Source organism: Rhizobium sp. BE258 (assembly GCF_031457345.1).
Taxonomy (GTDB): domain Bacteria; phylum Pseudomonadota; class Alphaproteobacteria; order Rhizobiales; family Rhizobiaceae; genus Rhizobium.
On sequence record NZ_JAVDWL010000007.1, the window covers coordinates 113,854 to 140,190 of the forward strand.

The window sequence follows — 26,337 nt, forward strand, 5'->3', positions numbered from 1 at the left end:
GCCCGGGCTGCGAACTCTTTCAATTCCCAGGCGTTTTGCCTTGGTCGATGAAGTGCTCCGCGCTTCGGTAAACAATCAAGAGGATATGAAAAATGGCTGATATCAGAGTGCCTTGGGAGTCCTGGGTGGTGGTCTGCGACGGTGCGAAAGCGCTGTTCATGCAGAATGCCGGCGACGCCCAGATCATGAACCTGCAGGTTCAGGAAACCCTGACGCAGCCGAACGAGCCGACCCGTGAACTCGGCACCGACAAGCCGGGCCGGACCTCGGCGCCGGATGGCCAGAGTGCCAGCGCGATCGAGCAAACCGATTGGCAGGGCCGGGCAGAAGCCGAATTTCTGAAGCAGGTGGCCGCAAAGCTGGATGAGCTCGTGCATCAGAAAGATGCCCGCCGCATCGTCCTCGTCGCGCCGCCGAAGGCGCTCGGCACGCTCCGCCCGGTTCTCAGCGCCGGTGCGCAGGCGGCCATATCTGCCGAAGTCGCGAAGGACTATACCAATCTGCCGGTTGACCAGATCGAGCGCCACCTCGCGGCGTAACGTCTGAAACGAAGCAAGATACCGCGGGCGGCTTCGGCCGTCCGTTTTCATGGGAGAAGATCAGAGGCCGGTTTCGAAGCTCAGCCGCAGTACGTGATGCAGGAACTCGGCGTTGATCAGCATGTTGAAACTGATCGTCACGAGCTCGCCTTCGCGCTTGACCACCGTCGAGCCGATCTCGTCGTGAATGCCGAGGATCTCGAGGAAGAAATTGCTCGGCATCTCCACCGAGGGGCTCACTTCCAGCACCGCGCCGCCGAGATTGATCGTGCGGATCAGGCAGCGGACCTGCGTGCCGGTGCTGAGGTGGTGGCCGACGAAGATGATCTTGCCGGGCCGATCCAGGTGGAAGTCGCGATAGGATTGCTCCTGATCGCCGTCATTGAGGTGCATCTGAAAGGCCATGTCAGCCTCCGCTTGTTGTCTGGTTGAAATGTAATATGGGAATGCTGATAAGTTGTGAAAAGCATTGGTAAATTTTGAGCCTTATGCGGGACTGGCGGCGAAAAGCGCGCTGTATTTCCGGCGTTTCGGGCGCCGCCGGGCAGGTCATTATGGGGCATTCTTGACAGTTTCTCCGCTCTGCCGCATACAGGCTGCGGTTCGAGGCACCGGCCGCTCGCGGATGAAAGTCCATGGTGAAGCCTCGCAAACATGAGTCACGGCCATTTGGTGCATGCTGACTGACGGCAAGGCGAGCTCCCATTCACAGTCGATAATGGCATGCCTTCCGAAAGGCTGAACCTGTGACGACGACCTATCCATCCATCGACGAGCTGAAGGCTCAGGCCAAGCGCCTGCGCCAGGCCATGGAAACCCGCGGCAGCGCGCTATCCCACAGTGCCGCGCTCGAACTTATCGCCCAGCAATATGGCGCGCGTGACTGGAACACGCTGTCAGCGCTCGCCACCCGCCCGAATGCCGAACCGATTTCGCGGCTGTCGGTCGGCGCGCAGGTGCGCGGCCGCTACCTGAACCAGCCCTTTACCGGCAAGGTGCTGGCGCTGGCGCAGACGAACGGGGGGCTGCACAAGATCACCCTGCATTTCGACGAACCCGTCGATGTCGTGACCTTCGAGAGCTTCTCGGCGTTCCGCCAGCGCGTCAATGCTCAGGTGGACGGCAACGGCATCTCGCCGCGCAAGACCTCTAATGGTCTGGCGCAGCTTATTCTCGATATCTGATTGGGGATCTGAGTGATGAACACCGCATCCGCAGCCAATCCGTTTCTCACCGCGCCGCTGCCCAGGGTCTTCGCCCGCACGGCCGCGCCGATCATCCTGATCACCACCATCAACGGCCTGTTTGCCGTGGTGGACGCTTATTTCCTCGGTGCCTATGTCGGCGCCGGGGCGCTCTCGGCGGTGACGCTGATCTTTCCCGGGCTGATGATGGTCGTGGCGCTGCAGTCGCTGGTCTCCAACGGCATGGCGAGCATCCTGGCCCGCGAGCTCGGCGGCGGCAATCGCGATGCCGCCCGCCGCACCTTCGCTGCCACCCATGCGCTGGCGATCGCCGTCGTGCTCGTCGTCAACCTTATCTACTGGACCATCGGCTGGCGGATCGTCGGCAATGCCGCGGCGGGCGATATGGCGGTCGCGGCCAGCGCCTGCACCTTCATGGGCATCATGGTCGGCGCCGCACCCATCGCCTTCTTCCTGTCGCTCAACATCGACGCGCTGCGCAGCGAAGGCCGGATCGGCTTCATGACGCTTGTCATGCTGGCCGCCTCGGCGCTCAACATCGCCGCCAACTGGTTCTTCATGGCGGTGCTGCATTGGGGTGTGGCCGGTTCGGCGCTGGGTTCGGTGCTCGCCCAGGCGATCTGCCTGCTCGCCGTCATCATCTATCGGTGGCGCAACGTTGCCGCGCTACGGCCTTCAACGCGCTTCCCGCTCTCTGACTGGAAGCCAATCCTCGCGCTCGGTGCACCGATGAGCCTCGGCTTCATCGGCATCTCGCTCTGCTCGGCAGCCGTGATCTTCAACTTGTCGATCTGGGGCGAGGGCGATTATGTCGCCACCGTCGGTGCCTATGGCATCATCACCCGCGTCATGACCGTCGCCTACCTGCCGCTACTCGGCCTCAACATCGCTTCGCAGACGATCGCTGGCAACAATTACGGCGCGGGCCTGCGGGATCGCGTCGGCCAGAGCCTGAAGATCGCGATGATCGCGGCGCTCGTCTATTGCACCGGCGTGGAGATCATCGTCGAGCTCTCGGCAACCCGCCTCGGCCACATCTTCGTCGCCGACCCTGTTGTGATCGCCGAGGTCTCGCGCATCCTGCCCTGGACTGTCGGAGCCTATTTCCTGTTCGGCCAGATGATCGTGCTGTCAGGCTATTTCCAGGCGATTGGCGACGCCAAACGGGCGGCGATCTTCGGCCTGTCGCGCGCCTATCTCTTCACCCTGCCGCTGACCTTCCTGATGCCGCATGCCTTTGGCGAGATGGGAATCTGGATGGTGCCGGTCTTCGCTGAGGCCTGCATGTTCCTGCTGGCCTTTGCGGTGCTGGCGCGGAATGCGCGGCGGTTGGGGTGGCGGTATGGGTTGTTGCCGGCTTGAATAGATAGACTCCCTCATCCCTGTGCCCTTAGGGCCTCGCCCACGGGATGTCACAGGGATCCAGCCAGCCCAAGTCCTTGGGCTGGAAAGACTCTTCTAGCCACGCCGACGCGCGGCGGCTGGATTCCTGTGAAAAGCACAGGAATGAGGGAGTGGTTGGGGCGTCGTTGTGACCCTCTAGTCCTTATTGTCCGTCGCTGCCGTATCGGCTTCCTTCAGCGCCTCGGCACATTCCTGGCAGCAGACTTCCACGGTTGTGCCGCCGAGCTTGACGCTGATCGCGTCATGGCCGAGTTCGCAGTCGCAGGCGGCGCATGTGGTTTTCTTCATCTTCTGATCCTCCGTTGGGTATCCCGTTCGGGACAGGATCATAAGACCACTGGAGGCACCGGCCTCGCTGTCGAATTCTTTAGCGACTTATCGCGGCCGGATGCGCGCCGCGCGTTGGAATTCTGCCGGGCTCTGGCCATATGTCTGGCGGAACGAGGCAGTGAAGTGGCTGTGGCTCGAAAAGCCGAGCTCAAGGCCGAGCGCGGTCAGATCGTCGTACTTGCCGAGAAGATCGAGCGCCCGGGCAAGGCGCAGCCGCAGCTGATAGCGATAGAGCGGCGCAGCCTCGACCTGCTGGAAGACCTGGGTGAGATAGACGGGCGAAACGCCGACTTCGGCGCCGATCTCCGCAAGCGTCCAGCGCCGGGCGAGGTCGGAGGAGAGCACCAGCTTTGCCCGATCGACAAGCTTCTGACGGCCGATACTGGCGCCTGCTCCATGTGACGTGCGTTCGCCAAGCGAACGGCGAACGAGGGTAAGCGCAAGCGTCTCCGCTTCCAGCGTCTCGGCAGCGCCCTGACGCAGGCCATGGCGTAGAAGGGCGACAAGCGCCTGCGCCCGCGGGTCGATCCGCCGGCGCTGCCGGCGAAAGCCGAACAGATCGCCGGGCTGGACCTGATCTCGGGGCGCCAGTTCGGCCAGCAGCGCGTCATCGACGGAAAGGTCGATGCAGGCATCGCCTCCATCGACAGGATGGCTGATCTGGTAACCTTGCCCGGCATTGAAGAACAGCATCTGGTTGGCTTCTGCCACCGTGTCGCTGCGCCCGACATGGCGCATGAAGACGCCACGATAGGGATAGACGAGGCTGGTCTTGTGGGCGCATTCCTCGTCGCTCCTGTGACGGCATTCGCCATCGCAGACCACGTCACGGATGGTGACGGTATCCGTCTTCAAAAGCAGCGCTGTCGAAAATTGCGGCATCATATCGTCCGGGGATTGCGGGCTTATTCTAGCATAGTTCAATCGCGGGAATAGACGTGCACGTCGCTTTCGGTCTGGTAGCGCGACAGCCCGATATCCTTCAGCTGCGCATCCGAAAGCTCCATGACGGCGTTCAGGTTGCGCCGCTCGCGAAGCTTGCGCGCAGTCCAGCGATAGAAGGAGAGGAGGGTGGCCAGCAGACGCGATTGCGCCGTGTGTGGCAGGTGGCCGTTGCGGCCGGAGATAAGGGTGGTCGAGCCGTGCATGATATTGCTCCATCGGTGTTGTTTCGATGGAGGCAGTGAACCATCTGCACGGCTCGCCCGCTGTCAGATTATTTAGCGATCGAACGGCTGATTATTTCAGCAGCCACTCATGCTCCGGCGCGTTGTAGAACTTCCATACCCGCTTCGGCCCGGCCATGACATTGAGATAGTAGAGGTCATAGCCATGCGTCGCCGCGCAGGGGTGATAACCCTTCGGCACCAGCGTCACGTCGCCGTCTTCGAGCACCATCGCCTCGTCGAGCGAACGGTCGTCGGTATAGACGCGCTGGAAGCCGAAGCCCTGCGGCGGGTTGAGGCGGTGATAATAGGTCTCTTCCAGGAAGCTCTCGTTCGGCAGATTGTCCTGGTCGTGCTTGTGCGGCGGGTAGGAGGAGGTATGGCCGCCCGGCGTGATCACCTCGACGACGAGCAGCGAATGCGCCGACGCATCGTCTTCTGGCATGATGTTGTTGACGTGGCGGACATTGGTGCCCTTGCCGCGCGTCAGCGGTGGATGCGTGCCCGGCGGGATCGCCTTCGCCTCGTAGGTGCCGCCGCCCGGTGCGGAGCAGACGGCAAGTTCCAGATCGGTCTCGGCGGTCACCGACCATGCCGATTCCATCGGGATATAGAGCGCATGCGGTGCGCCGTCGAACGGACTCATGCGCTCGCCGAGCGTGCCGAAATCACGGGTGCCAGCCGAGGCCTTGCCCTTGCCGCTGACCCAGACGAGGCAGATCTCGCGCTCACCCGTTTCGCCCGATGCGGTCTCGCCCGGTTTCAGCCGATACATGTCGAAGCCGACATAGGTCCAGCCGGCGCTTTCAGGCGTCACATGGGTGACGCGGCCGCTGGTGCCTTCGGGTTTTACCTTGAGATTCGGCATGGTGTTTCCTCCTCGATGTATCCGTGAGTGCGGCTCCCCCTCTGTCCTGCCGGAAATCTCCCCCACAAGGGGGGAGATTGGCTGGGCGCAGCCGATCGTTCTACATTCAACTTTTTGGCGAGACGCCAACCACTCGCCGATCTCCCCCCCTTGTGGGGGAGATGCCCGGCAGGGCAGAGGGGGGTGTCACGCCCTCATGTCTCGCGGCAGACTACCCCTTCGGGAACCCTTCCGTCTCCACCGTATAACCGGCCGCCGTCATCACCCGCATCAGTTCGGCATAGCCGACCTCGGCCATCTTCTTCGGCGGTGCCTTGCGCGGGTCCTGTTCGGCTTCGACGACGAACCAGCCCTCATAGCCGTAATCGGCAAAGCGCTGGACGATCGCGGCGAAATCGAGCGAGCCGTCACCGGGAACAGTAAACGCGCCGAGCGCCACCGCATCGAGGAACGACTGCTTGCTGCGGTCGAGGCCATCGACGACAGGCTTGCGGATATCCTTGACGTGGACGTGGTTGATGCGGGCGTGGTGGTTGTCGATGGCGCGCAGCACGTCACCGCCGGCAAAGGCCAGGTGACCGGCATCGAGCAGCAGCGGAATACCTGCGCCCGAATGCTTCATGAAGGCGTCGAGTTCCGGTTCGGTCTCGACCACGGCCGCCATATGGTGGTGGTAGGAGAGGCGCATGCCCTGATCGGCGCACCATTCGCCGAATTCGGTGACGCGGCCCGCATAGGCCTTCATTTCGTCATCGGAAAGGCGCGGCTTGGTGGCGAGCGGCTTGGACCGGTCGCCCTGGATGGAACGGCCGACTTCGCCATAGACGATGCAAGGCGCGTTGACCGCCTTGAACAGCTCGATCATCGGCGCGATGCGGTCCTTGTTGGCGGCAAGCTCCTCGTTGACGAGCGTGCCCGAGAACCAGCCGCCGCAGAGCGTCACGTCGGCGGCGCGCAGGATCGGCAGCATTTCACCGGGATTGTTCGGGAAGCGGCGGCCCTGTTCCATGCCGGTAAAGCCCGCGCCGCGCGACTGGCGCAGGCACTCTTCTAGCGATACGTCGTCGCTCAGTTCAGGAAGATCGTCGTTCCACCAGGCGATGGGCGACATGCCAAGTTTGGCCTTCATTGGTATTCTCCTCGTCATTCTCTTAAATCAGTGAGTGCGGCCCCCTCATCCGGCTGCCGCCACCTTCTCCCCTAGGGGAAAAGGTGCCCGAAGGTCTCAGGCGCAACTTGTTGCGCCGGGGATGAGGGGGCTCCCGGCTCTAATGTTTGAAATCAACCAGCCCGCTGTGCCTCGCGTGCCTTCACATAGGCCGCATGCGCCTTGTTGACCTGATCGCGCGGGCTCACCTCGGGCACGGCGACATCCCACCAGTGGCCACCGGCCTCCGTCGTGATCAACGGATCGGTATCGATGACGAAGACTGAGGTCCGATCGTTGCCCTTCGAATCGGCGATCGCCTTTTCCAGTTCGGCGATCGATGCGACCTTGACGGCAATCGCCCCCATCGCTTCGGCATGCGCGCGGAAATCGATCTCCGGCATGACTTCGTGATAAGAGTCCTTCAACAGGTTGTTGAAGTTGGCGCCGCCGGTTGCCATCTGCAGCCGGTTGATGCAGCCGTAGCCGCGGTTATCCAGCAGCACGATGTTGAGCTTCAGGCCCATCATCACCGATGTCGCCAGCTCCGAATTCAGCATCATGTAGGAACCGTCGCCGATCATCACGACGACGTCCTTCTCGGGATGCGCCATCTTGGCGCCGAGGCCACCGGCGATCTCGTAGCCCATGCAGGAGAAGCCATATTCCATGTGGTAGCTGCCCGGTGCCGTTGCCGGCCAGAGCTTGTGCATTTCGCCGGGAAGACCGCCGGCGGCGCAAAGGCCGATCGCCTTTTCGAGCTCGAACGAACGCGTCACGGCGCCGATCACCTGCGCGTCGGAGGGTAGCGCCGCATTGGTGGACGCCATCGCCTTGCTGGCGGCCTCCACCCAGACGTTCTTTTCCTTCGTCGCCTTTTCGGCAAGTGCTGCCGGCGCCTTCCAGCCGGAAAGACCCTTGGACAGTGCCTTCAGGCCCTCACGCGCATCGGCGACCAGCGGCTGGCCATCATGCTTGTAGGCGTCGTAGGCCGCGATATTGAGGCCGAGCATCCTCAGCCCGTCATTCTTGAAGAGCGCCCAGGAGCCGGTCGTGAAGTCCTGGCAGCGGGTGCCGACGGCGATGATGAGGTCGGTATCCTCGGCAATTGCATTGGCGGCCGAGGTTCCGGTGACGCCGACCGAACCGAGAGCCAGCGGATGACGCTCGTCGATCGCCGATTTGCCGGCCTGCGTCAGCACGACGGGAACGCCGTGCGTATCTGCAAACGCGGCCAGTTCCTTGGTCGCCTGCGAATAGAGCACGCCGCCGCCGGCGATGATCACCGGCTTCTGCGATGCCTTGACGAGAGCGATCGCCGAGGCAAGCTCGTCGGCATCGGGTTGCGGACGCCTGACAGCCCAGACCTTCTCTTCGAACAGGCTTTCCGGATAATCGAAGGCCTCGGCCTGTACATCCTGGCAGAGCGAAAGCGTCACCGGCCCGCAATCCAGCGGATCGGTCAGCACCTGCATGGCGCGCTTCAGCGCCGAGATGATTTGCTCGGGGCGGGTGATGCGGTCGAAATAGCGCGAAACCGGGCGGAAGGCGTCGTTGGCCGACACCGTGCCATCGCCCCAGTCTTCGATCTGCTGCAGCACCGGATCCGGGGCGCGATTGGCGAAGACGTCGCCGGGCAGGAAGAGAACCGGGATGCGGTTGACATGCGCTACACCGGCGGCCGTCACCATATTGAGTGCGCCGGGGCCGATCGAGGTCGTGCAGGCCATGAAGCGCTTGCGGAAGCTCGCCTTGGCATAGGCGATCGCCGAATGCGCCATGCCCTGCTCGTTATGGGCGCGGTAGGTCGGCAGCTCGCTGCGCACCTGATAGAGCGCTTCGCCCATGCCGGCGACGTTGCCATGGCCGAAGATCGCCCAGACACCGCCGAAGATCGGCACCTTCTTGCCGTCGACGACGGTCATCTGCTTCTTCAGGAAATGCGCAACAGCCTGCGCCATCGTCAAACGGATTGTCTTACCCATCGGGTCCTCCCGAACCTTCGCTCTGTATCTTCCCCTCCCCAACCCCTCCCCACAAGGGGGAGGGGCTAACCCGCCGGGCTCTCCGCGCTTTCATCGCAACGTTGCGTTCGCTAGAACGTTGATTTGTAAAGCGAGGCGGCGCCTCAGGTTAAGTCCCTCCCCCTTGTGGGGAGGGGTTGGGGAGGGGTTTAATTCCTCAATTCAGCCCGCGCGTCTTCAGCCAGGCCTCGGTCAGCTGGCGGAAACGGCCCGCCATGTCGGATATAGCATCCTCGTCATTCATCTTGCCCGACAGCCAGCCTCGTGCCGCATCGGCAAAGATCGTGCGTCCGACGGCAAAGCCCTTGACCGACGGGGCGGCGAGTGTCGCCTCGAAGCCCTTGAGCAATTCGTCGGCCGGCGCTTCCAGCCCCAGCAGCACGATACCACGGCACCATGGATCATTTTTGGCGATCACCGCATCGATCTTCTTCCAGGCGGCGCTCGATGCCTGCGGCTCGAGCTTCCACCAGTCCGGCTTGATGCCGAGCGCATAGAGCTCTTCCATTGCCGTCGAGACGGTATCGTCGGTCAGCGGTGCGTTCTTGCTGGCGATGATCTCGACCAGCAGCTCGCGGCCGACCTTGCGGGCGGCTTCGAACAGTGTGCGTAGCTTTTCCTGCTGCTCGAGCTTCAACTTGGCCGGATCATCGGGGTGATAGAAGCACAGGCACTTGATGCAATGGTTCAGCGGCCATTCGACGAGCTGCGAGCCGATGTCCTGGCTGAACTCGAAGCGCAGCGGTTTCGAACCCGGCAGCTCGACCGGGCGGCCGATCCAGGAGAAATTCTTGGCCGCTGCATCGAAAAAGGCGTCGCGGCCGAAGCGCTCGTCGATCAGCATGCCGTAGCCACTGCGATTGTTGGCAACCCGGGCGGCGGCTTCGACGGCCAGCCGCTTGAAGGCGACGATCTTCTTGTGATCGACGCCGAGTTCGTCGCAGACGCTGGTGAGCTGCGAGCGATGGTCGATCGCCAGCGCCATCAATAGCGGAATGTCACCCTTGCGGGTCGATGCCCAGTGAATGTGGTTGATCGCCTCGTCCTTGCGCAGCGCCCGGTGTTCGCTGCCCTTCGTCAGGAAGAAGTCGAGCTCGGCCCAGGTCGGATACTCAGGCGAGCAGAGCAGGCGGGAGACCGCGAAGGCGCCGCAGGCATTGGCCCAGGTGGCGCAGGTCTTCAGCGGCTCATCCTTCAGCCAGCCGCGCAGGAAGCCGGACATGAAGGCGTCGCCGGCGCCGAGCACGTTGAACACCTCGATCGGGAAACCTTCGCCGACAATGCCGTCTTCCAGATTGTCGCTGATCGGGCCGTCATAGACGATGCAGCCCATGGCGCCGCGCTTGAGCACGATGGTGGCGGGCGACATCCGGCGGATTTCCTTGAGCGCGCCGAGCACGTCGTCGGCGCCCGAAGCGATCAGGATTTCCTCTTCCGTGCCGATGATCAGATCGCAATCCGGCAGCGTTTCCTTCATCTTCGAGGAGACGCGGTCTGACTTCACATAGCGCTCGAAGCCCTCGGCATGGCCGGCAAGGCCCCAGAGATTCGGGCGGTAATCGATGTCGAAGATCACCTTGCGGCCGTTCGCCTTGGCAATCCGGATCGCCTTGCGCTGTGCTGCCTCGGTGTTCGGTCGGGAAAAATGCGTACCGGAGACCAGAACCGCGCGCGACGACTTGATGAAGTCCTCATCGACATCGCTTTCTTCCAGCGCCATGTCGGCGCAGTCGGAGCGGTAGAAGATCATCGGCGAAACGCCTTCGGCCTCGACGGCCAGCAGAACGAGCGCCGTCAGCCGCTCCTTGTCCGTCTTGATGCCCTTGGTCTCGACGCCTTCGCGGGCCGACTGTTCGATGATGAAGCGGCCCATCTGCTCGTTGCCGACGCGGGTTATCAGCGCCGACTTCAGCCCGAGCCGCGCCGTGCCGATGGCGATATTCGCCGGGCAGCCGCCGACGGATTTCGCAAAGGAGCCGATATCCTCAAGCCGCGTGCCGATCTGCTGGCCATAAAGGTCAACGGAGGAACGGCCGATGGTGATCACATCGAGAGATGCCTCGGGCTGCGCACCCGGATTCGATTCTACCATATTGTCCTCCCGCTCATTTTTATGCGGTCTGAAATGTCCGCGAATTGGCAATAATGAAACAACGGTTCCGTCTTGTTGTCAATTCGGAATATTTATTCCATTTTGCTTTTCGATGGCTTTTGGCCCTGTGTCTTGCGCCGGCGCTCGGCAATCGCCACCGGCAATGCCATGGTCAGCGCCATCGACGCCGAGAGCGACCGGAACCCGGCAAAATCCGCCTCCGCCACCTCGAACCAGCAGGTGGCGCGTGACGCCAGCGGTGAAAAGGCCGAATCGGTAATGGCAACGACAGGCACGCCGCGATCGGCAAGCGCTTCGGCCTGCGACAGGCTGTCGGCCGCATAGGGCGAGAAGCTCGCCGCGATCGCTGCATCTCTCGGCGTCGCAAACTGCACCATCTCAGGATCGACGCCATTCGGCGACGCAACGATCTGGTGGCGGATGCCGAGTTTTGAGAAGGCGTAGGTCATATGCGCCGTCAGCGGATAGGAGCGGCGTTTGGCGATCAGATAGATCGTCTCTGCGGCTGCGAGGATATCTACCGCCTTGGTGAAGGTCTCGCTCTGCACTGTCGAAGCCATGCGGTTGATCGACTGGCTGGCCGCGCCGATGAAGCCCGAAAGCAGATTGGCGTCCTCATCGTCACCGCCGGACTGTTCCAGCGTTACCAGACGCTCTTCATAGCTCAGCGTCCGGTCGCGTAGCCGCTCGCGGAAAATGCTCTGCAGATCCGAAAAGCCCTCGTAACCCAGATGATGCGCAAGGCGCACGAGAGTCGACGGTTGGACCTCGGAGGCGGCGGCGATGCTGGCCGTCGTGCCGAAGGCGATTTCATCGGGATTGCTGAGCGCGAAGGCGGCGACCTGCGCCAGGCGCTTCGGCATGCTCACCTTCCGCTCGATGATCGTGCTGCGCAGACTCTCGAAATCGCGGGGTACGCGCGTCTGCGCTTTTGCGTCGTTATCCATGCAGGCAACCCAAGAAATGAAACATATATTCCATATTCCGCACCATAGATGATTTCTCCCGGCGTTTCTAATTGTTTTTAATTCGCTTAATTTTCAGTATTTTAGACGTAAATCCGGCGCCCATGCCGCAAATGTCGCAACATTAGCATCTTGTCAAAATGATCTAAATATTCCAAAAATCGCCTCGCTTTCGGAGGAGGATACGCAAAATGAGGCCACTTGGCATAGGTTTGATCGGTACCGGCTATATGGGCAAGTGCCACGCGCTGGCCTGGAATGCGGTCAAGACCGTCTTCGGCGATGTCGAGCGGCCGCGCCTCGTCCATCTGGCCGAAGCCAACCCCGATCTCGCCAGGTCGCGCGCCTCCGAATTCGGCTTCGAGAAGGCGACCGCGGATTGGCGGACGCTGATCGCTGATCCTGAAGTCGACGTCGTCTCGGTGACGACGCCCAACCAGTTCCACGCCGAGATGGCGATCGCAGCGCTTGAAGCGGGCAAGCACGTCTGGTGCGAAAAGCCGATGGCGCCTGCTTATAAGGACGCCAGCCGCATGCTCGATGTCGCCAAGGCATCGGGCAAGGTCGCCGTGCTCGGCTACAATTATATCCAGAACCCGATCATGCGGCACATCAAGACCCTGATCGAGGAAGGCGCGATCGGAACGGTCAACCATATCCGCGTCGAGATGGACGAGGACTTCATGGCCGATGCCGATGTCTTCTTCTATTGGAAGAGTGAGCTCTCGGCAGGCTACGGTGCGCTCGACGATTTCGCCGTCCACCCGCTGTCGCTGCTCTGGTATCTCTTCGGCCATGTCGAGGCCGTCATTACCGATATGGTGAAACCCTATGCCGATCGTCCGGTCAAGGAAGGCGGCCGCCGCGCCGTCGAGAATCACGATGCGGCCAATGTGCTGATGCGCCTCGGCGGCGGCATCTCCGCCGTGTTGATGGCCAACCGCGCCGCCTGGGGCCGCAAGGGCCGCATCGCGCTGCAGATCTACGGCTCGAAGGGCTCGATCGCCTACGATCAGGAGCGGATGAACGAATTCGATCTCTATCAGGCAACGGGACGGGGCACCGAGCAGGGTTACCGCAAGATTCTCGCGGCGCCTGCGCACCAGCCCTATGACCGCTTCATTCCCGCACCGGGCCACGGCCTCGGCTTCAACGATCTGAAGATCATCGAATGCCGCGAACTGATCCGCGCCATTTCGGGCGAGCCGTCGTCCTTGGTGACATTCGAAGACGGTCTTAGGATAGAGAAGTCTGTTCACGCCATGGCACAGTCGTTTCACGAGCGCCGCTGGATCGAGATCGACTGAAGAGATTCGCTTCCGGTTGACGGCGCAAGGGGCGGGGACTACCTCTCGCCCCAACAACGATTGCAGGGAGCGGGACCGTGACGGACAGACTGGTAATCATCGGCGCAGGGCAGGCAGGCTTCGCCATGGCTGCGAAACTCCGCGCCCTCAAGGACACCCGCCCGATCACCATCCTCGGCGCCGAGGATGTTCTGCCGTACCAGCGCCCGCCGCTCTCCAAGAAATATCTGCTCGGCGAGATGAGCTTCGATCGCCTGCTCTTCCGCCCGGAGCAGTGGTACCCGGACAATAATGTCGAGATCCGCCTGTCGACCTGGGTCGAGCAGATCAAGCGCGACACCAAGCAGGTGCTGCTGCAGGACGGCTCCTCTATAGAATATGGAACGCTGGCGCTGACGACGGGCTCGACGCCGCGCAAGCTGCCGGCAGCCATCGGCGGCGATCTCGAAGGCGTCTATGTCGCTCGCGACAAGCGCGATGCCGACCTGCTTGCCGGCGAAATGCGCCCCGGCCGCCGTGTCCTTATTATAGGCGGCGGCTATATCGGTCTCGAAGCGGCGGCTGTCGCCCGCCATCTCGGCCTTGAAGTGACGGTCATCGAGATGGCCGAGCGCATCCTGCAGCGCGTCGCCGCCAAGGAAACCGCTGACATCATCCGGGTGATTCACGAAACCCACGACGTCGTCATCCGCGAAAAGACCGGATTGAAACATCTGATCGGCAAGGATGGCCGTGTTGTCGGCGCCGAGCTTTCCGATGGGTCGGTGATCGACATCGATTTCGCCATCGTCGGCATCGGCGTCGTCCCGAACGACCAGCTCGCCAAGGAAGCGGGCCTCGATGTCGCCAATGGAATCATTGTCGACGACTTCGCCCGCACCTCCGATCGCTCCATATATGCAGCAGGCGATTGCGCCGTGCTCCCCTGGCAGGGCGGCAGGATCAGACTCGAATCGGTGCAGAACGCCGTCGACCAGGCCGATGCCGCCGCTGCCGTCATTGCAGGCGGCAATGCTCCTTATGATCCGAAGCCGTGGTTCTGGTCGGATCAGTATGACGTGAAGCTGCAGATCGCCGGCTTCAACCTCGGCTACGACGAAACGCTGCTGCGCCCGGGCGCCCGCGAAGGCGCGCATTCGATCTGGTACTTCCGCAAGGGCCAGTTCATCGCCGTCGACGCCATCAACGACGCCAAGGCCTATGTGACGGGAAAGAAGATGCTGGAGAGCGGAATCAATCCGGACAAGGCCATTCTGGCCGACGGCGCTGCCGATCTGAAGCAGCTCTTGGCATAAAGACCGGGTGCCCTGTGGTCTCGACTGTGAAAAGCCGAAATAGCGCTTGATTCACCAGTCGAATGACTCTATCAGGCTCCCAACCGGAGAGGTGGCCGAGTGGTCGAAGGCGCTCCCCTGCTAAGGGAGTATACCCGAGAGGGTATCGTGGGTTCGAATCCCATCTTCTCCGCCATCCTTCCCAAAACAGATCATTCAGCATTTCGTTTGTGACGCCCGGCTGCGAATCCGCACCGGGCGTTTTGCCGTTCAAATGGAATCGAATTCAGTTCCCCGCAGAATCAAAAATGGGAATCACCGCAGGCCGGATGTGATTCACGAGCCTCCATCTCTGGTCATCGGCGCAAACCAAATCCTCCGGCACGACAAGCAAGATGTGCCGAAAGCCCCGAATCCGGCGGAAAATCGGTATCATTGCGGCACATAACGCCTGTTCATCCACATGTGAGATCCCGCTAAACCCCTGCAAAACCGGGCGTTTCTTAACGAAGTATAAAGAAGCCGGCGGGGCGTATGTCGATTTTGTGTCCTTTGAGCAACAGGGGTCTGTGAAGGCAGATGCAAACAGCACAAAGGAGGCAGTTGGTGATTGCGTGACGGACGGCGTCTTGTATTTTCAACCTCGGAAGCGAGGGCGGTTGATCGTCCGACTTCTTGAAACATGGGGATGGGGCAGGGAACGCTGCTCTAACGGCGAAAAATCCCAGACCCGATCGAAACTTTGAATTGGAGGTCACCAATGACAATCAAGAGCCTTCTTCTCGGCTCCGCTGCTGCTCTCGCAGTAGTATCCGGTGCACAGGCTGCCGACGCTATCGTTGCAGCTGAACCGGAAGCAGTAGAATACGTTCGCGTTTGCGACGCATACGGCACTGGCTACTTCTACATCCCGGGCACCGAAACCTGCCTCAAGATCGAAGGCTACGTTCGTTTTGACGTAAACTTCGGCTTCGGCGATGCATACGAAAACGGTGGCGCTGAAGACTGGAACGTCCGCACCCGCGGTCAGGTTCAGTTCACTGCCAAGAGCGACACCGAATACGGCCCGCTCACCGGCGTTATCGTCTACCAGGCTAACTACCGCCCGGCTGGCGACGCTCTCGATCAGTCCTCGCAGGACTCGACCGTTCTCGACACCGCTTACATCGACATCGCTGGCCTCCGCGTCGGTAAGTTCGTTAACTGGTGGGATGATGACTTCTCGGGCGAGTTCGACACGCTGAACTCCGGCACGACCAGCTTCAACACCATCCGTTACCAGTATGAGTCTGGCGACTTCTACGCTGGTATCGCTGTTGAAGAACTCGGCGGCCAGGGCTTCGATTGGGAAACCAATGGTAACGACGTCGGTATCGACGTTGGCGTTGGTGGCACGGCTGGTGCCTTCACGTACCAGGTCATCGGCGGCTACGACATCGACGCTGAAGAAGGCGCTGTTCGCGTAAAGCTCGGTGCTGACATCGGTCCGGGTACCTTCGGTATCGCTGGTATCTACTCCAGCGGCCAGAGCGCTTACTACACGGCTGGTGAATGGTCGATCGCTGCTCAGTACGCTGTCAAGGCTACCGACAAGTTCACCATTACTCCTGGCGTTCAGTACATCGGCAACACCGAACTTGACGTTGACGGCAACTACGACGACGGCCACACCTGGCTCGCTGGCGTAACGCTCGACTACCAGATCGCAGAGAACCTCTCCACGAAGCTGGCAATCAACTACGGCAATGCTGACGACGGCGCTGGCAACAGCACGGACGGCGTAAACGGCTTCTTCCGCCTGCAGCGCGCATTCTAATCTGATCTGACTTCGGTCAAATCACGAAAGCCCGGCTCTCGAGCCGGGCTTTTTGTTTTTCAGCATATCGTCAAATCGATTTGCTTGGTCCCGATGCGGTAGCCGCTAACCGCAAGCTTCGATGAATTGCTGCAACCGCTCGGCAATGCCATCGATATGCAGCAACGGCGCGTGTCCCTGGCCTGAAGCTATCAGACGTTCGGCCCGCGGATGGCGCCTCAGCATCTTGTTTGCTGTCTCTTCAGATAACAGCTTGGAATTCTCGCCGCGCACGATCATCAGCGGCGCAACCGCCATCGCCTCGAGCTGCGCCCACATATCCGGCAACGACTTACTGAGGTCTGCTGCCCTCATCGCTTCAGCGATCGCCGGATCGAAGTCGCTGACGATCAGGCTGCTGTCCTGCCGACAGATCGCCTGCGCCATCTCGCGCCAATCATCCGCCGAAAGCGCCGGAAAGTCGCGGCCGTGCAGACCGCGTAGAATCTCGGCGGCATCGGCAAAGTTCTCTGGCCTCCGCGCCTGCGATAGGTAATCCTGGATATGCCGCAGACCTGCCGGTTCCAGCACCGGCCCGACGTCGTTGAGCACCACACCTGCCAGCAATTCCGGTTTCATCACTGCGATCAGATGCAGGATCAATCCGCCGCGCGAGGTGCCGATGAAGGCGGCGCGGGGGACATTGAGTGCGTCGCAAAGCATCAGCACATCCTGCGCTTCGACGGCGATATTGTAGTTCGTCTTGTTGTCATCCCAGTCGGAGAGCCCGCGGCCGCGATAGTCAAGGGCGATGACACGGCGGGGGAATTGCGGGTGGCGCGAGAGAAAGATCGCCAACTGGTGAAAGTCGCGGGAGTTGCGTGTCAGCCCCGGCAGGCAGATGACGGGAAGGGCGGCATTCAGATCGCTGCCATAGTCCCGCGCATGCAGGCGCAGGCCGTCTGCCGTGGTGATCGTCCGTGCCACAAAGCCAGTTCCGAAATCGGTCGACATCGCAATCTCCCTGTCGAGAGAGATGTTAGCGCCGCTGCATCATCCCTCAAGTGCCATTACGAGGAACGGCCGCCGATCAGATCGCGCTCGATATCGGGCGTCTGTCCGAGTCGGGCTTTGTAGACCTCATAGTTCTCCATCACACGCTGCACGTAGTTGCGTGTCTCGGGGAAGGGGATGCGCTCGATCCAGTCGACGATTTCGTCGATATTCTTGCCACGCGGGTCGCCGTAGCGGGCGATCCACTCAGGCACGCGCTTCGGGCCGGCATTATAGGCGATGAAGGTCAGGATATAGGAGCCGCCGAAGGCGTCGATCTGCTCGCCGAGATAATGGGCGCCGAGTGTCGCGTTATAGCCCGCGTCACCCGTCAGCTTGTCGGCGGAATAGGCGATGTTGTGCCGCTTGGCGACGGCCTTGGCGGTGCCAGGCAGAAGCTGCAGCAGACCACGGGCATTGGCAGCGGAGACGGCTGCCGGATTGAAGGCGCTTTCCTGGCGGGCGATGGCATAGGCGAGCGCCTTGCCGGAACCTGAAATATTGGCGCTTGCGGGAATGACGCCGACGGGGAAGGCAAGCGCTGCGACATCGATGCCGCGCGAATAGGCAATCTTGCCGATCTGCAGCGACAGGTGATGGTCACCGGAGCGCTCGGCCTGCGCGGTGAGAATCGCCAGTTCGCCGGGGCTCTGGATCTGGTCGGCAAGCGCCAGATAGAGTGCTGCGGCCCGCCAGCCATGTCCGGCGGCTTCAAGTCGCGCTATCGCCTGCACCGCTTCGCGCGATTGCAGGTTCTGCCGGTCCTCATTGGTCGGCGACGGGTACGAAACATTCAGCGTCTTGCGGCCCAGCCGCTCGCTGGCGAGCTGCCCGTAGAAGGTGCTCGGGAGGCTCGCAGCCTTGGTGTAGAACTCTTTCGATTGGCCGGGGCCACCGGCTTCCGCCGAGCGTCCGAGCCAGTACCAGGCGCGCGACACCGAGAGTGGCCCGCTGGAGATCTGCAGGATCTTGCGGAAATGCTGTTCGGCCGCATTGGGGTCCTGAAGGCCGCGCAGCGCATACCATCCGGCATGGAATTCCGCCTCGACGATATCGGTCGGACTGGTCGCCACGCTGTTGGAAACGATGCGATAGGCGGCGGCAAACTGTCCCTGATCGACCAGCCCGCGGCTGATGATCCGCTGTTCGTTCCACCATTCGCCGGCGTTCACCAGCTCGTCGCGCTTCGATGGCATCTGCGCCAGAAGCTTGGCGGCCTCGGCATATTTCTCCTGTTTACGCAGATATTCGATGCGGGCAAAGAGATAGCCGGGGTCGGTGCCCCATGTCTTGTCGACGCCGTTGAGCAGGGCTGCGGCGTTCGGCGCCTTGGCGGCGACGGCCGCCCAGGCCTTGTAGAGCGATTGCGCCTGTCCCATGTCGCCGAAGCGCTTGGCTTGTGCCGTGCGGCCGCGATACATGAGATAGTCCATGCGCGCCTTGTGGTCGGCAGGCGTGATCAGGCCCGAAAACTCGGCCAGGATCTTGTCTTCAGTTGCCTTGTCCAGGCCCTGGCCGCGCCAGACTTTGCGGATATATTTGGCTGCCTGCGCCTGCTTTCCGGCCGAAACCAGCGCACGCGACAGAATGATGGCGCCCTCGTTTGTCTCTGGCGCAGTATCGCCGAAAGCGGCAAAGACCGCCGCTGGGTCAGGGTTTTCGTCGTAGAGCGCGCGTTCGGAATTGGCGCGCAGCCGCGAAAGACCGGGCCAGCCTTTCAGCTCTTGCGAGGCGCCGGCGATCTCGTAGGATGGGATACCCTTCTGCCCGGACATGGCGATCGCCCAGGTCAGGATATGGCGGTCGAGCGTTCCCTTCGCCATGCCGTCGCGAATGGAGATCGCCTGCTGCGGATCCTTGGCCGATAGCGCGTCGAGCCCGCTCTTCAGATCGCCGTTCACAGGCGCGACCGTACGAGGAATGGCGCCGGTCATGATCGATTCCGGCATGGATGTCTGCGGCACATAGCCGATCGGCTTGACGTCGGGGACCGGAACATCTGTCTGCGGTAATGGCGACGCGACGCTGCTCCACGCGGCGGCCGACAGGCCGAGGGCGGTCAGGGTCAGGACAGCTCTTCTCATCCGGGATACTCGCAACGAAAACGTGGCCCCAAGTCTCGCAAACGGCATCTTAATGAAAGCTTACCGGAACCGGTAAACTTCGTTCACATTTGATATCGGAATTTGCCCTAAACCGATCTCAGCATGCTTGTCGCGGCGTTTTCACCGCTCTATGGTGCGCAACTCTTATCCAAAGAATGCGGCCGAAGCGTGGATTTCGGCCTTAGGGAGTTCTGCATGTTCAAGGGATCCATTCCCGCCCTCGTCACCCCCTTCACGGATTCTGGCAATGTCGATGAAGCGGCTTTCGCCGCCCATGTCGATTGGCAGATCAAGGAAGGAAGCAGCGGCCTCGTTCCTGTCGGTACGACCGGCGAATCGCCGACGCTGTCGCATGCCGAGCACAAACGGGTGGTGGAACTCTGCATCGAGGCGGCCGCCAAGCGCGTTCCTGTTATGGCCGGCGCCGGATCGAACAACACACGCGAAGCGATCGAGCTTGCCCAGCATGCCGAAAAGGCAGGCGCGGATGCCGTTCTCGTCGTTACGCCCTATTACAACAAGCCGACCCAGAAGGGTCTGATCGCGCATTTCTCGGCGATCGCCGAGGCGGTCAAGCTGCCGATCTATATCTACAACATTCCGGGCCGTTCGGTCATCGACATGTCGCCGGAGACGATGGGTGCGCTCGCCAAGGCGCATTCGAACATCGTCGGCGTCAAGGATGCGACGGGCAAGATCGAGCGCGTCTCCGACCAGCGCATCACCTGCGGCAAGGATTTCCGCCAGCTGTCGGGTGAAGATGCAACGGCGCTGGGCTTCAACGCTCACGGTGGCGTTGGCTGTATCTCGGTCGTTGCCAACGTGGCGCCGCGCCTCTGTGCGGAGTTCCAGGCAGCGACGCTGGCCGGCGATTATGTCAAGGCGCTGGAATATCAGGACCGCCTGATGCCGTTGCACAAGGCAGTGTTCATGGAGCCGGGTGTCTGCGGCGCGAAATATGGTCTCGCAAAGCTTGGCCGCATGAGCCGCAACGTTCGCTCGCCGCTGGTCGCCTCATTGGAAGCAGGCACCGAAGCAGCGATGGATGCCGCGCTTCGTCACGCCGGCCTGTTGAACTGAACCAGAGGTGAAGGCGGGCTTGCCCGTCTTCACAAGCTCGGGTGGTTCCCCTACATACTAGGCGGGAAATGAGGGCGCGCCGTCGTGCGCCCCAAGCAGTTGGAATTTCGTCATGGCCCCCAAAGGCAGCCAGCGCATCGTCAAGAAGGTCGTCGCCGAAAACCGCAAGGCGCGCTTCAACTACGAGATCATCGATACCTATGAGGCCGGGCTCATGCTGATGGGCACCGAGGTCAAGGCGCTGCGCGACGGCAAGGCCAATATCGCTGAATCCTACGCATCGGATGAAGGCGGCGAAATCTGGCTGATCAATTCGTATCTGCCGGAATATCTGCAGGCCAACCGCTTCAATCACGAGCCGCGCCGCCGCCGCAAGCTGCTGCTGTCTGCGCGTGAAATCAATCGCTTGCGCTCCGGCATCAACCGCGAAGGCATGACGCTCGTGCCGTTGAAGATCTACTTCAACGAACAGGGCCGCGCCAAGATGGAACTCGCCCTCGCCAAGGGCAAGAAGCTGCACGACAAGCGCGAGACGGAGAAGGAACGCGATTGGAACCGGCAGAAGAGCCGGTTGCTCAAGGACAATCGCTGATCCTCAGCGCCTTCGGGCCTTGCCCGCGCGCTATAAAGACAATCGGACCGTAATCGAAGATCACGGTCCGATGGAACAAAGTCATCATGGAAGAAGGATGCAGCCGGATCACGCGGGTGAACCGGCCAGCCGGTCTTATTCGTCGGTCTCGGCGGCTGCGGGAGCCTCGACCTGTCTCTGCGGCCGCTCGGAAGGATCGCGGCCGATTTCTGCCTTGAGCGACAGAAGATCGATGAAGTGATCGGCCTGGCGGCGCAGATCGTCAGCGATCATCGGCGGCTGGGTTGCCATCGTTGAGATGATCGAAACCTTGCGGCCGCGGCGCTGCAGCGCTTCGACCAGCGTCGTAAAATCGCCGTCGCCGGAGAAGATGACGAGGTGATCGACGGTTTCGGACTGTTCCATCGCGTCTATCGCGAGTTCGATATCCATGTTGCCCTTGATCTTGCGGCGGCCCATGGAGTCGGTGAATTCCTTCGCAGGCTTGGTTACAACCTTGTAGCCATTGTAATCCAGCCAGTCGATCAGCGGGCGGATCGAGGAATATTCCTGGTCTTCGATCAACGCCGTATAATAGTAAGCACGCAGCAGGTAGCCGCGTTTCTGGAATGCTTTCAGCAGCTTGCGGTAGTCAATATCGAAGCCGAGGCTCTTGGATGCCGCATAAAGGTTGGCGCCATCGATAAAGAGCGCAATTTTTTCCCGTGGGTCGAACATCGCCTGCCAATCCAATTAGAGTAATCCAAATAGTCTCTCGTCAAAAACACATAAAAACAATGGCTTAACTGGCGAGAGGAATAATCCGTAATTTATGAATTATTCATATACAGGAGATTTAGGGCACGATTCGGCATATTCCAAGCAACTATTGGTGGAAATGTCATATTCTCCGTGCGATTTTAACAGGATAGGCCGTAAACCGCAGGCTTACGCACGAAAAACTTGAATTCGCCGGGTTTTAATTGTATCGGGCGTACCAATCCCGAGATCACGACCGCAAAGGACAGGCAATGGCCCGTGTCACAGTTGAAGATTGCATCGACAAAGTAGAGAACCGCTTCGAGCTGGTTCTGCTTGCCAGCCACCGCGCCCGGCTGATTTCCCAGGGTGCCTCGATCACCATCGATCGCGACAACGACAAGAACCCGGTTGTGGCTCTGCGCGAAATCGCAGACGAGACCCTGTCTCCCGATGACCTGAAGGAAGACCTGATCCATTCGCTGCAGAAGCATGTCGAAGTCGATGAGCCCGAGCCCGATCCGGCCAGCCTGATTGCTGCCGGCGGCGTATCGGCTGCCGATGGCGAAGATCAGGACGATCAGCCGGAAACCATCACGTTCGACCAGATGTCGGAAGAAGAGCTTCTGGCCGGTATCGAAGGCCTCGTGCCGCCGGAAAAGAGCGACGACTACTAAGTCGCTGCCTCTTCGGTGCGCCAAATGATTTGACGATTACCAATCGTCAATCTTGCGCCTTTATTGCTACGGCATAATATTGATGATCCGTGCGCCAATCGTTGATTGGCGCGCTTTTATTTTTGTCGGAGTATTTTCGGGATGATGCGTCAGTACGAGCTCGTGGAGCGGGTGCAGAAATACAAGCCCGACGCCAATGAAGCTCTGCTGAACAAAGCCTATGTCTATGCCATGCAGAAGCACGGCCAGCAGAAGCGCGCCAGCGGCGATCCCTACATCTCCCATCCGCTCGAAGTCGCAGCCATTCTGACCGACATGCATCTCGACGAGTCGACGATCGCGGTCGCCCTGCTGCATGACACGATCGAGGACACGACGGCGACGCGCGCCGAGATCGACGAGCTGTTCGGCGAAGACATCGGCCGCCTCGTCGAGGGTCTCACCAAGATCAAAAAGCTCGACCTCGTCACCAAGAAGGCGAAGCAGGCCGAGAACCTGCGCAAGCTGCTGCTCGCCATTTCCGACGACGTGCGCGTGCTGCTCGTCAAGCTGGCCGACCGTCTGCACAACATGCGCACGCTCGACCACATGGCGGCCGACAAGCGCGCCCGCATTTCCGAAGAGACGATGGATATCTATGCGCCGCTCGCCGGCCGCATGGGTATGCAGGACATGCGCGACGAGCTCGAGGAGCTCTCCTTCCGCCACATCAACCCGGAAGCCTATGAGACCGTCACCAAGCGCCTGGAGGAGCTCTCCCAGCGCAACGAAGGCCTCGTCAAGAAGATCGAGACGGAACTGCGCGATCTGCTTGTGGCAAACGGCATGGCGAGCGTTTACGTCAAGGGCCGCCAGAAGAAGCCCTATTCGGTCTTCCGCAAGATGCAGTCGAAGTCGCTGTCCTTCGAGCAGCTGTCGGATGTCTACGGTTTCCGAATCCTCGTCGATGAAATCCCCGCCTGCTACCGGGCGCTCGGCATCGTCCACACCCGCTGGCGCGTCGTGCCCGGCCGCTTCAAGGATTATATCTCGACGCCGAAGCAGAACGACTACCGTTCGCTGCACACCACCATCGTCGGCCCGTCCTCGCAGCGTATCGAGCTGCAGATCCGCACCAAGCGCATGCACGAGATCGCCGAATACGGTATCGCCGCCCACACACTGTACAAGGACGGCGCGACGACGCCTGACGGCGATATCCTGTCGCGCGAGTCCAATGCCTATTCCTGGCTGCGCCACACGATCGAGGCGCTGGCCGAGGGCGACAGCCCGGAAGAATTCCTCGAACACACCAAGCTCGAACTCTTCCAGGACCAGGTCTTCTGTTTCACGCCCAAGGGCAAGCTGATCGCCCTGCCGCGCGGCGCCACCCCGATCGATTTTGCCTATGCCGTCCACACCAATATCGGCGACACCACTGTCGGCGCCAAGATCAACGGCCGCATCATGCCGCTGGTGACGCGGCTGGCGAATGGCGACGAAGTCGAAATCATCCGTTCCGGCGTGCAGGTGCCGCCGGCCGCGTGGGAAGAGATCGTCGTCACCGGCAAGGCGCGCGCCGCCATCCGCCGCGCCACCCGCATGGCCATCCGCAAGCAATATGCTGGCCTCGGCCACCGTATTCTCGAGCGCACCTTCGACCGCGCCGGCAAGATCTTCTCGCGCGATGCGATGAAGCCTGCACTGCACCGCCTTGGCCAGAAGGATGTCGAGGATGCGATTGCCGCCGTCGGCCGCGGCGAGATGTCGTCGCTTGACGTGCTGCGCGCCGTCTATCCGGATCACCAGGACGAGCGCGTCACCGTCAAGCCGAGCGGCGACGAGGGCTGGTTCAACGTCCGCAGCGCCTCGGGCATGATCTTCAAGGTGCCCGGCAAGAACAAGGAAGGCGCCGAAGCGGGCCTTCTCGCAGGCGAGCCCGGTGTCGACGCGGTTCCGATCCGCGGCATCTCCAGCAACATCGCCGTCCAGTTCGCGCCGACAGGTGCAGTGCCCGGCGATCGCATCGTCGGCATCATGGAGAAGGGGAAGGGGATCACCATCTATCCGATCCAGTCCTCCGCCCTGCAGCATTTCGATGACCAGCCGGATCGCTGGATCGATGTCCGCTGGGATCTCGACGAGGCCAACAAGTCGCGCTTCATGGCCCGCATCCTGGTCAATGCCCTCAACGAGCCGGGCACCCTTGCAAAAGTGGCGCAGACGGTTGGCGGTCTCGACGTCAACATCCGCATCCTGAATACGGTGCGTGTTGCCGCCGATTTCACCGAAATGACGCTGGATATCGAGGTCTGGGACCTGCGCCAGCTGAACCAGATGCTCGCTCAGCTCAAGGAACTGGACTGCATCGCCACCGTGCGGCGCCTCTACGACTGAGGCGTCTGCACATTTTATGATCGTTTTGTGACCAAAATTGCACGACGATAAGGCCATGTATGCGCAATGCGCATGGCTGCACTCGTATTAGAGCGTTGGTAATTGTGCGCTGCAGCACCTATCTTCCGTGTCATCAGAGAATGAACGAAAGAAAGAGACAACGCTATGTTTGGTCCTATCAAGAAAATCGCCCGTGCCCTTCGCGCTCCGAGCGCCCAGGAACGTGAAATGGCCTACCTGAACGGTTCGCATGACCGTATTGATCTTGAATATCGTCAGCGTCAGGTTGACCGCGGTCTGTTCCGCGCCCGTTAATCTGCGAATAATACTTCCGAAATTGTGATGGGGCGCTCTGTGTGATGCGCGCCCTGCGCGAAGAAACTGGACGGCGCGGCCGGCGGTAACCGTGATTATTCGCCGCTCTTGTCATGGTGAGGTGCCCTGCACTAAATAGCCGCCATGTTGTTCCGCCGTAGAAAACCCGCAGGATTCGGAGAAAGAATGCGCGAGGCCTTTTGGCCCCGCAAAGGCTTTCTGCGCCCCATGCGTTACTTGAAGATGCGCGTCCTCAGATTGACGGCCTCGCCGCATGCCGTTGCGGCGGGCGTGGCTGCCGGCGTCTTCGTGTCCTGGACGCCGTTTATCGGCGTGCATTTCATCATGGCCTTCGTCATCACCTACTTCCTGTCGGGAAGCATGGTGGCTGCCGCACTCGGATGTGCCGCCTTCGGCAATCCGCTGACCTATCCCTTTATCTGGGGCATCACCTGGGAAATCGGGCATCTGCTGCTGGCGCGCAAGGATACGCTGGCCGGCCAGCAGATCGATCTCCACGAGATGTTCCATCAGCTGCATTTCACCGAGCTCTGGCGCCCGGTGCTGGAGCCGATGCTGATCGGCGCCATCCCGCCCGCCGCCGTCACATCCGTTGTGCTTTACATGCTGACATACTACACCGTCAGTGGCTTTCAGTCGCGCCGCCGCACGCGGTTGATGGATCGCGCCAAGCTCCGTCTCGCCATCGCCGAGCATGACGTGCCGACGGTATGACGTCTCGCCCGCAGAAGGACCTTTCATGATCATCGGCATTGGCAGCGATCTCATCGATATCAGGCGCGTCGAGAAATCGATTGAGCGTTTCGGCGAGCGTTTCACAAACCGCTGCTTTACCGATGTCGAGCGGGCACGTTCAGACCGCCGGGCGAACCGGGCCGAATCCTACGCCAAGCGCTTTGCCGCCAAGGAAGCCTGCTCGAAGGCTCTTGGAACGGGCATCGCCCAGGGTGTCTTCTGGAAGGACATGGGCGTCGTCAATCTGCCGAGCGGCAAGCCGACGATGCGGTTGACCGGTGGGGCTGCCGAAATCCTGCAGGCAATGATGCCGGCAGCGCACCGCCCGGTCATTCATTTGACAATAACCGATGATTATCCGCTTGCTCAGGCATTCGTGATCATCGAGGCGCTGCCGGAAGGCATCTGAGCCGCGGCCTGTCGTCGCTTTTAATGTTCGCGCCATTGCCGCCACCGGCCGAAGCCGCTAGAGAGAAGCAACTATAGAATTGCGCCGCTTCGGCGCCTT

At 61.1% G+C, this 26,337-nt stretch carries 25 protein-coding genes and 1 tRNA gene; 14 read left to right on the forward strand and 12 right to left on the reverse strand.

All coding sequences use genetic code 11. The features are described from left to right. Nucleotides 1–92 precede the first annotated feature (92 nt). On the forward strand, nucleotides 93–539 hold the full coding sequence (locus tag J2X43_RS23140; protein ID WP_112537572.1) for a host attachment protein: 447 nt from the start codon (nucleotides 93–95) through the stop codon (nucleotides 537–539). Between the two features lie 60 nt (nucleotides 540–599). On the opposite strand, the gene J2X43_RS23145 is transcribed toward J2X43_RS23140, so the two are convergent. After that, on the reverse strand, nucleotides 600–944 hold the full coding sequence (locus J2X43_RS23145; protein WP_112390773.1) for a hypothetical protein: 345 nt from the start codon (nucleotides 942–944) through the stop codon (nucleotides 600–602). Between the two features lie 341 nt (nucleotides 945–1,285). On the opposite strand from J2X43_RS23145, the gene J2X43_RS23150 reads away from it, so the two are divergent. Next, entirely contained in the window at nucleotides 1,286–1,723 is a 438-nt protein-coding gene (locus J2X43_RS23150; RefSeq protein ID WP_310297887.1) for a glyoxalase superfamily protein, read from the forward strand. Nucleotides 1,724–1,738: 15 nt separating this feature from the next. Continuing rightward, on the forward strand, nucleotides 1,739–3,106 hold the full coding sequence (locus J2X43_RS23155) for an MATE family efflux transporter (protein WP_310297890.1): 1,368 nt from the start codon (nucleotides 1,739–1,741) through the stop codon (nucleotides 3,104–3,106). A gap of 177 nt (nucleotides 3,107–3,283) precedes the next feature. On the opposite strand, the gene J2X43_RS23160 is transcribed toward J2X43_RS23155, so the two are convergent. From J2X43_RS23160 to J2X43_RS23195, 8 genes are all read right to left on the reverse strand, one after another. Beyond that, nucleotides 3,284–3,436: a hypothetical protein gene (locus tag J2X43_RS23160; protein WP_310297892.1), complete on the reverse strand. Its 153-nt coding sequence runs from the start codon at nucleotides 3,434–3,436 to the stop codon at nucleotides 3,284–3,286. Nucleotides 3,437–3,523: 87 nt separating this feature from the next. Further along, nucleotides 3,524–4,360, reverse strand: a complete 837-nt coding sequence (locus J2X43_RS23165; RefSeq protein WP_310297895.1) for an AraC family transcriptional regulator — start codon at nucleotides 4,358–4,360, stop codon at nucleotides 3,524–3,526. A 38-nt stretch (nucleotides 4,361–4,398) separates the two neighbouring features. Beyond that, on the reverse strand, nucleotides 4,399–4,626 hold the full coding sequence (locus tag J2X43_RS23170) for a DUF1127 domain-containing protein (protein ID WP_310297898.1): 228 nt from the start codon (nucleotides 4,624–4,626) through the stop codon (nucleotides 4,399–4,401). A 91-nt stretch (nucleotides 4,627–4,717) separates the two neighbouring features. Next, entirely contained in the window at nucleotides 4,718–5,512 is a 795-nt protein-coding gene (gene iolB / locus J2X43_RS23175; RefSeq protein ID WP_310297900.1) for a 5-deoxy-glucuronate isomerase, read from the reverse strand. Nucleotides 5,513–5,723: 211 nt separating this feature from the next. Beyond that, nucleotides 5,724–6,641: a myo-inosose-2 dehydratase gene (gene iolE, locus J2X43_RS23180; RefSeq protein WP_310297904.1), complete on the reverse strand. Its 918-nt coding sequence runs from the start codon at nucleotides 6,639–6,641 to the stop codon at nucleotides 5,724–5,726. Between the two features lie 152 nt (nucleotides 6,642–6,793). Further along, the gene (iolD, locus tag J2X43_RS23185; RefSeq protein ID WP_310297907.1) at nucleotides 6,794–8,644 is read right to left on the reverse strand and encodes a 3D-(3,5/4)-trihydroxycyclohexane-1,2-dione acylhydrolase (decyclizing); all 1,851 of its coding nucleotides are present in this window, start codon (nucleotides 8,642–8,644) and stop codon (nucleotides 6,794–6,796) included. Between the two features lie 196 nt (nucleotides 8,645–8,840). Further along, the gene (gene iolC, locus J2X43_RS23190; RefSeq protein WP_310297910.1) at nucleotides 8,841–10,775 is read right to left on the reverse strand and encodes a 5-dehydro-2-deoxygluconokinase; all 1,935 of its coding nucleotides are present in this window, start codon (nucleotides 10,773–10,775) and stop codon (nucleotides 8,841–8,843) included. Nucleotides 10,776–10,867: 92 nt separating this feature from the next. After that, nucleotides 10,868–11,743, reverse strand: coding sequence for a MurR/RpiR family transcriptional regulator (locus J2X43_RS23195; protein ID WP_310297913.1), 876 nt, complete (start codon nucleotides 11,741–11,743; stop codon nucleotides 10,868–10,870). Nucleotides 11,744–11,952: 209 nt separating this feature from the next. Between J2X43_RS23195 and J2X43_RS23200 the strand changes: the two genes are divergently transcribed. From J2X43_RS23200 to J2X43_RS23215, 4 genes are all read left to right on the forward strand, one after another. Beyond that, on the forward strand, nucleotides 11,953–13,068 hold the full coding sequence (locus J2X43_RS23200) for a Gfo/Idh/MocA family oxidoreductase (protein WP_310297915.1): 1,116 nt from the start codon (nucleotides 11,953–11,955) through the stop codon (nucleotides 13,066–13,068). 77 nt (nucleotides 13,069–13,145) lie between these two features. Next, nucleotides 13,146–14,363 carry an FAD-dependent oxidoreductase gene (locus tag J2X43_RS23205; protein WP_310297917.1) on the forward strand — a complete coding sequence of 406 codons (1,218 nt, stop codon included), beginning with the start codon at nucleotides 13,146–13,148 and terminating at the stop codon, nucleotides 14,361–14,363. Between the two features lie 85 nt (nucleotides 14,364–14,448). Further along, a tRNA-Ser gene (locus J2X43_RS23210) sits at nucleotides 14,449–14,538 on the forward strand. Nucleotides 14,539–15,102: 564 nt separating this feature from the next. Next, on the forward strand, nucleotides 15,103–16,158 hold the full coding sequence (locus J2X43_RS23215; RefSeq protein ID WP_310297920.1) for a porin: 1,056 nt from the start codon (nucleotides 15,103–15,105) through the stop codon (nucleotides 16,156–16,158). Between the two features lie 105 nt (nucleotides 16,159–16,263). Here J2X43_RS23215 and J2X43_RS23220 read toward each other — a convergent pair whose 3' ends face one another. Then, the gene (locus J2X43_RS23220; RefSeq protein WP_310297923.1) at nucleotides 16,264–17,151 is read right to left on the reverse strand and encodes an alpha/beta hydrolase; all 888 of its coding nucleotides are present in this window, start codon (nucleotides 17,149–17,151) and stop codon (nucleotides 16,264–16,266) included. Nucleotides 17,152–17,207: 56 nt separating this feature from the next. Next, on the reverse strand, nucleotides 17,208–19,274 hold the full coding sequence (locus J2X43_RS23225) for a lytic transglycosylase domain-containing protein (protein WP_310297926.1): 2,067 nt from the start codon (nucleotides 19,272–19,274) through the stop codon (nucleotides 17,208–17,210). A gap of 216 nt (nucleotides 19,275–19,490) precedes the next feature. Here J2X43_RS23225 and dapA point away from each other — a divergent pair, with 216 nt between their 5' ends. Together dapA and smpB are read left to right on the forward strand one after the other, a co-directional pair. Further along, complete coding sequence (gene dapA, locus J2X43_RS23230) at nucleotides 19,491–20,375, forward strand: 4-hydroxy-tetrahydrodipicolinate synthase (RefSeq protein WP_112390787.1); 885 nt, start codon at nucleotides 19,491–19,493, stop codon at nucleotides 20,373–20,375. Nucleotides 20,376–20,487: 112 nt separating this feature from the next. Next, the gene (gene smpB / locus J2X43_RS23235) at nucleotides 20,488–20,967 is read left to right on the forward strand and encodes an SsrA-binding protein SmpB (protein WP_112390788.1); all 480 of its coding nucleotides are present in this window, start codon (nucleotides 20,488–20,490) and stop codon (nucleotides 20,965–20,967) included. Between the two features lie 135 nt (nucleotides 20,968–21,102). Here the strand turns inward: smpB and J2X43_RS23240 are convergent, their stop codons facing one another. Next, complete coding sequence (locus J2X43_RS23240) at nucleotides 21,103–21,684, reverse strand: NYN domain-containing protein (RefSeq protein WP_112517113.1); 582 nt, start codon at nucleotides 21,682–21,684, stop codon at nucleotides 21,103–21,105. Nucleotides 21,685–21,977: 293 nt separating this feature from the next. Here J2X43_RS23240 and rpoZ point away from each other — a divergent pair, with 293 nt between their 5' ends. The 5 genes from rpoZ to acpS all read left to right on the forward strand — a co-directional run bounded on the left by rpoZ (nucleotide 21,978) and on the right by acpS (nucleotide 26,238). Beyond that, nucleotides 21,978–22,382 (forward strand): DNA-directed RNA polymerase subunit omega, encoded by a 405-nt coding sequence (rpoZ, locus tag J2X43_RS23245; RefSeq protein ID WP_112390789.1) that lies wholly within the window; start codon nucleotides 21,978–21,980, stop codon nucleotides 22,380–22,382. A gap of 141 nt (nucleotides 22,383–22,523) precedes the next feature. After that, complete coding sequence (locus J2X43_RS23250; RefSeq protein WP_112390790.1) at nucleotides 22,524–24,758, forward strand: bifunctional (p)ppGpp synthetase/guanosine-3',5'-bis(diphosphate) 3'-pyrophosphohydrolase; 2,235 nt, start codon at nucleotides 22,524–22,526, stop codon at nucleotides 24,756–24,758. Between the two features lie 165 nt (nucleotides 24,759–24,923). Continuing rightward, nucleotides 24,924–25,073 (forward strand): DUF3563 family protein, encoded by a 150-nt coding sequence (locus tag J2X43_RS23255; RefSeq protein ID WP_112390791.1) that lies wholly within the window; start codon nucleotides 24,924–24,926, stop codon nucleotides 25,071–25,073. A gap of 144 nt (nucleotides 25,074–25,217) precedes the next feature. Further along, nucleotides 25,218–25,808, forward strand: coding sequence for a DUF2062 domain-containing protein (locus tag J2X43_RS23260; RefSeq protein WP_310297939.1), 591 nt, complete (start codon nucleotides 25,218–25,220; stop codon nucleotides 25,806–25,808). 25 nt (nucleotides 25,809–25,833) lie between these two features. Then, complete coding sequence (acpS, locus tag J2X43_RS23265; protein WP_112390793.1) at nucleotides 25,834–26,238, forward strand: holo-ACP synthase; 405 nt, start codon at nucleotides 25,834–25,836, stop codon at nucleotides 26,236–26,238. Nucleotides 26,239–26,337: the final 99 nt, after the last annotated feature.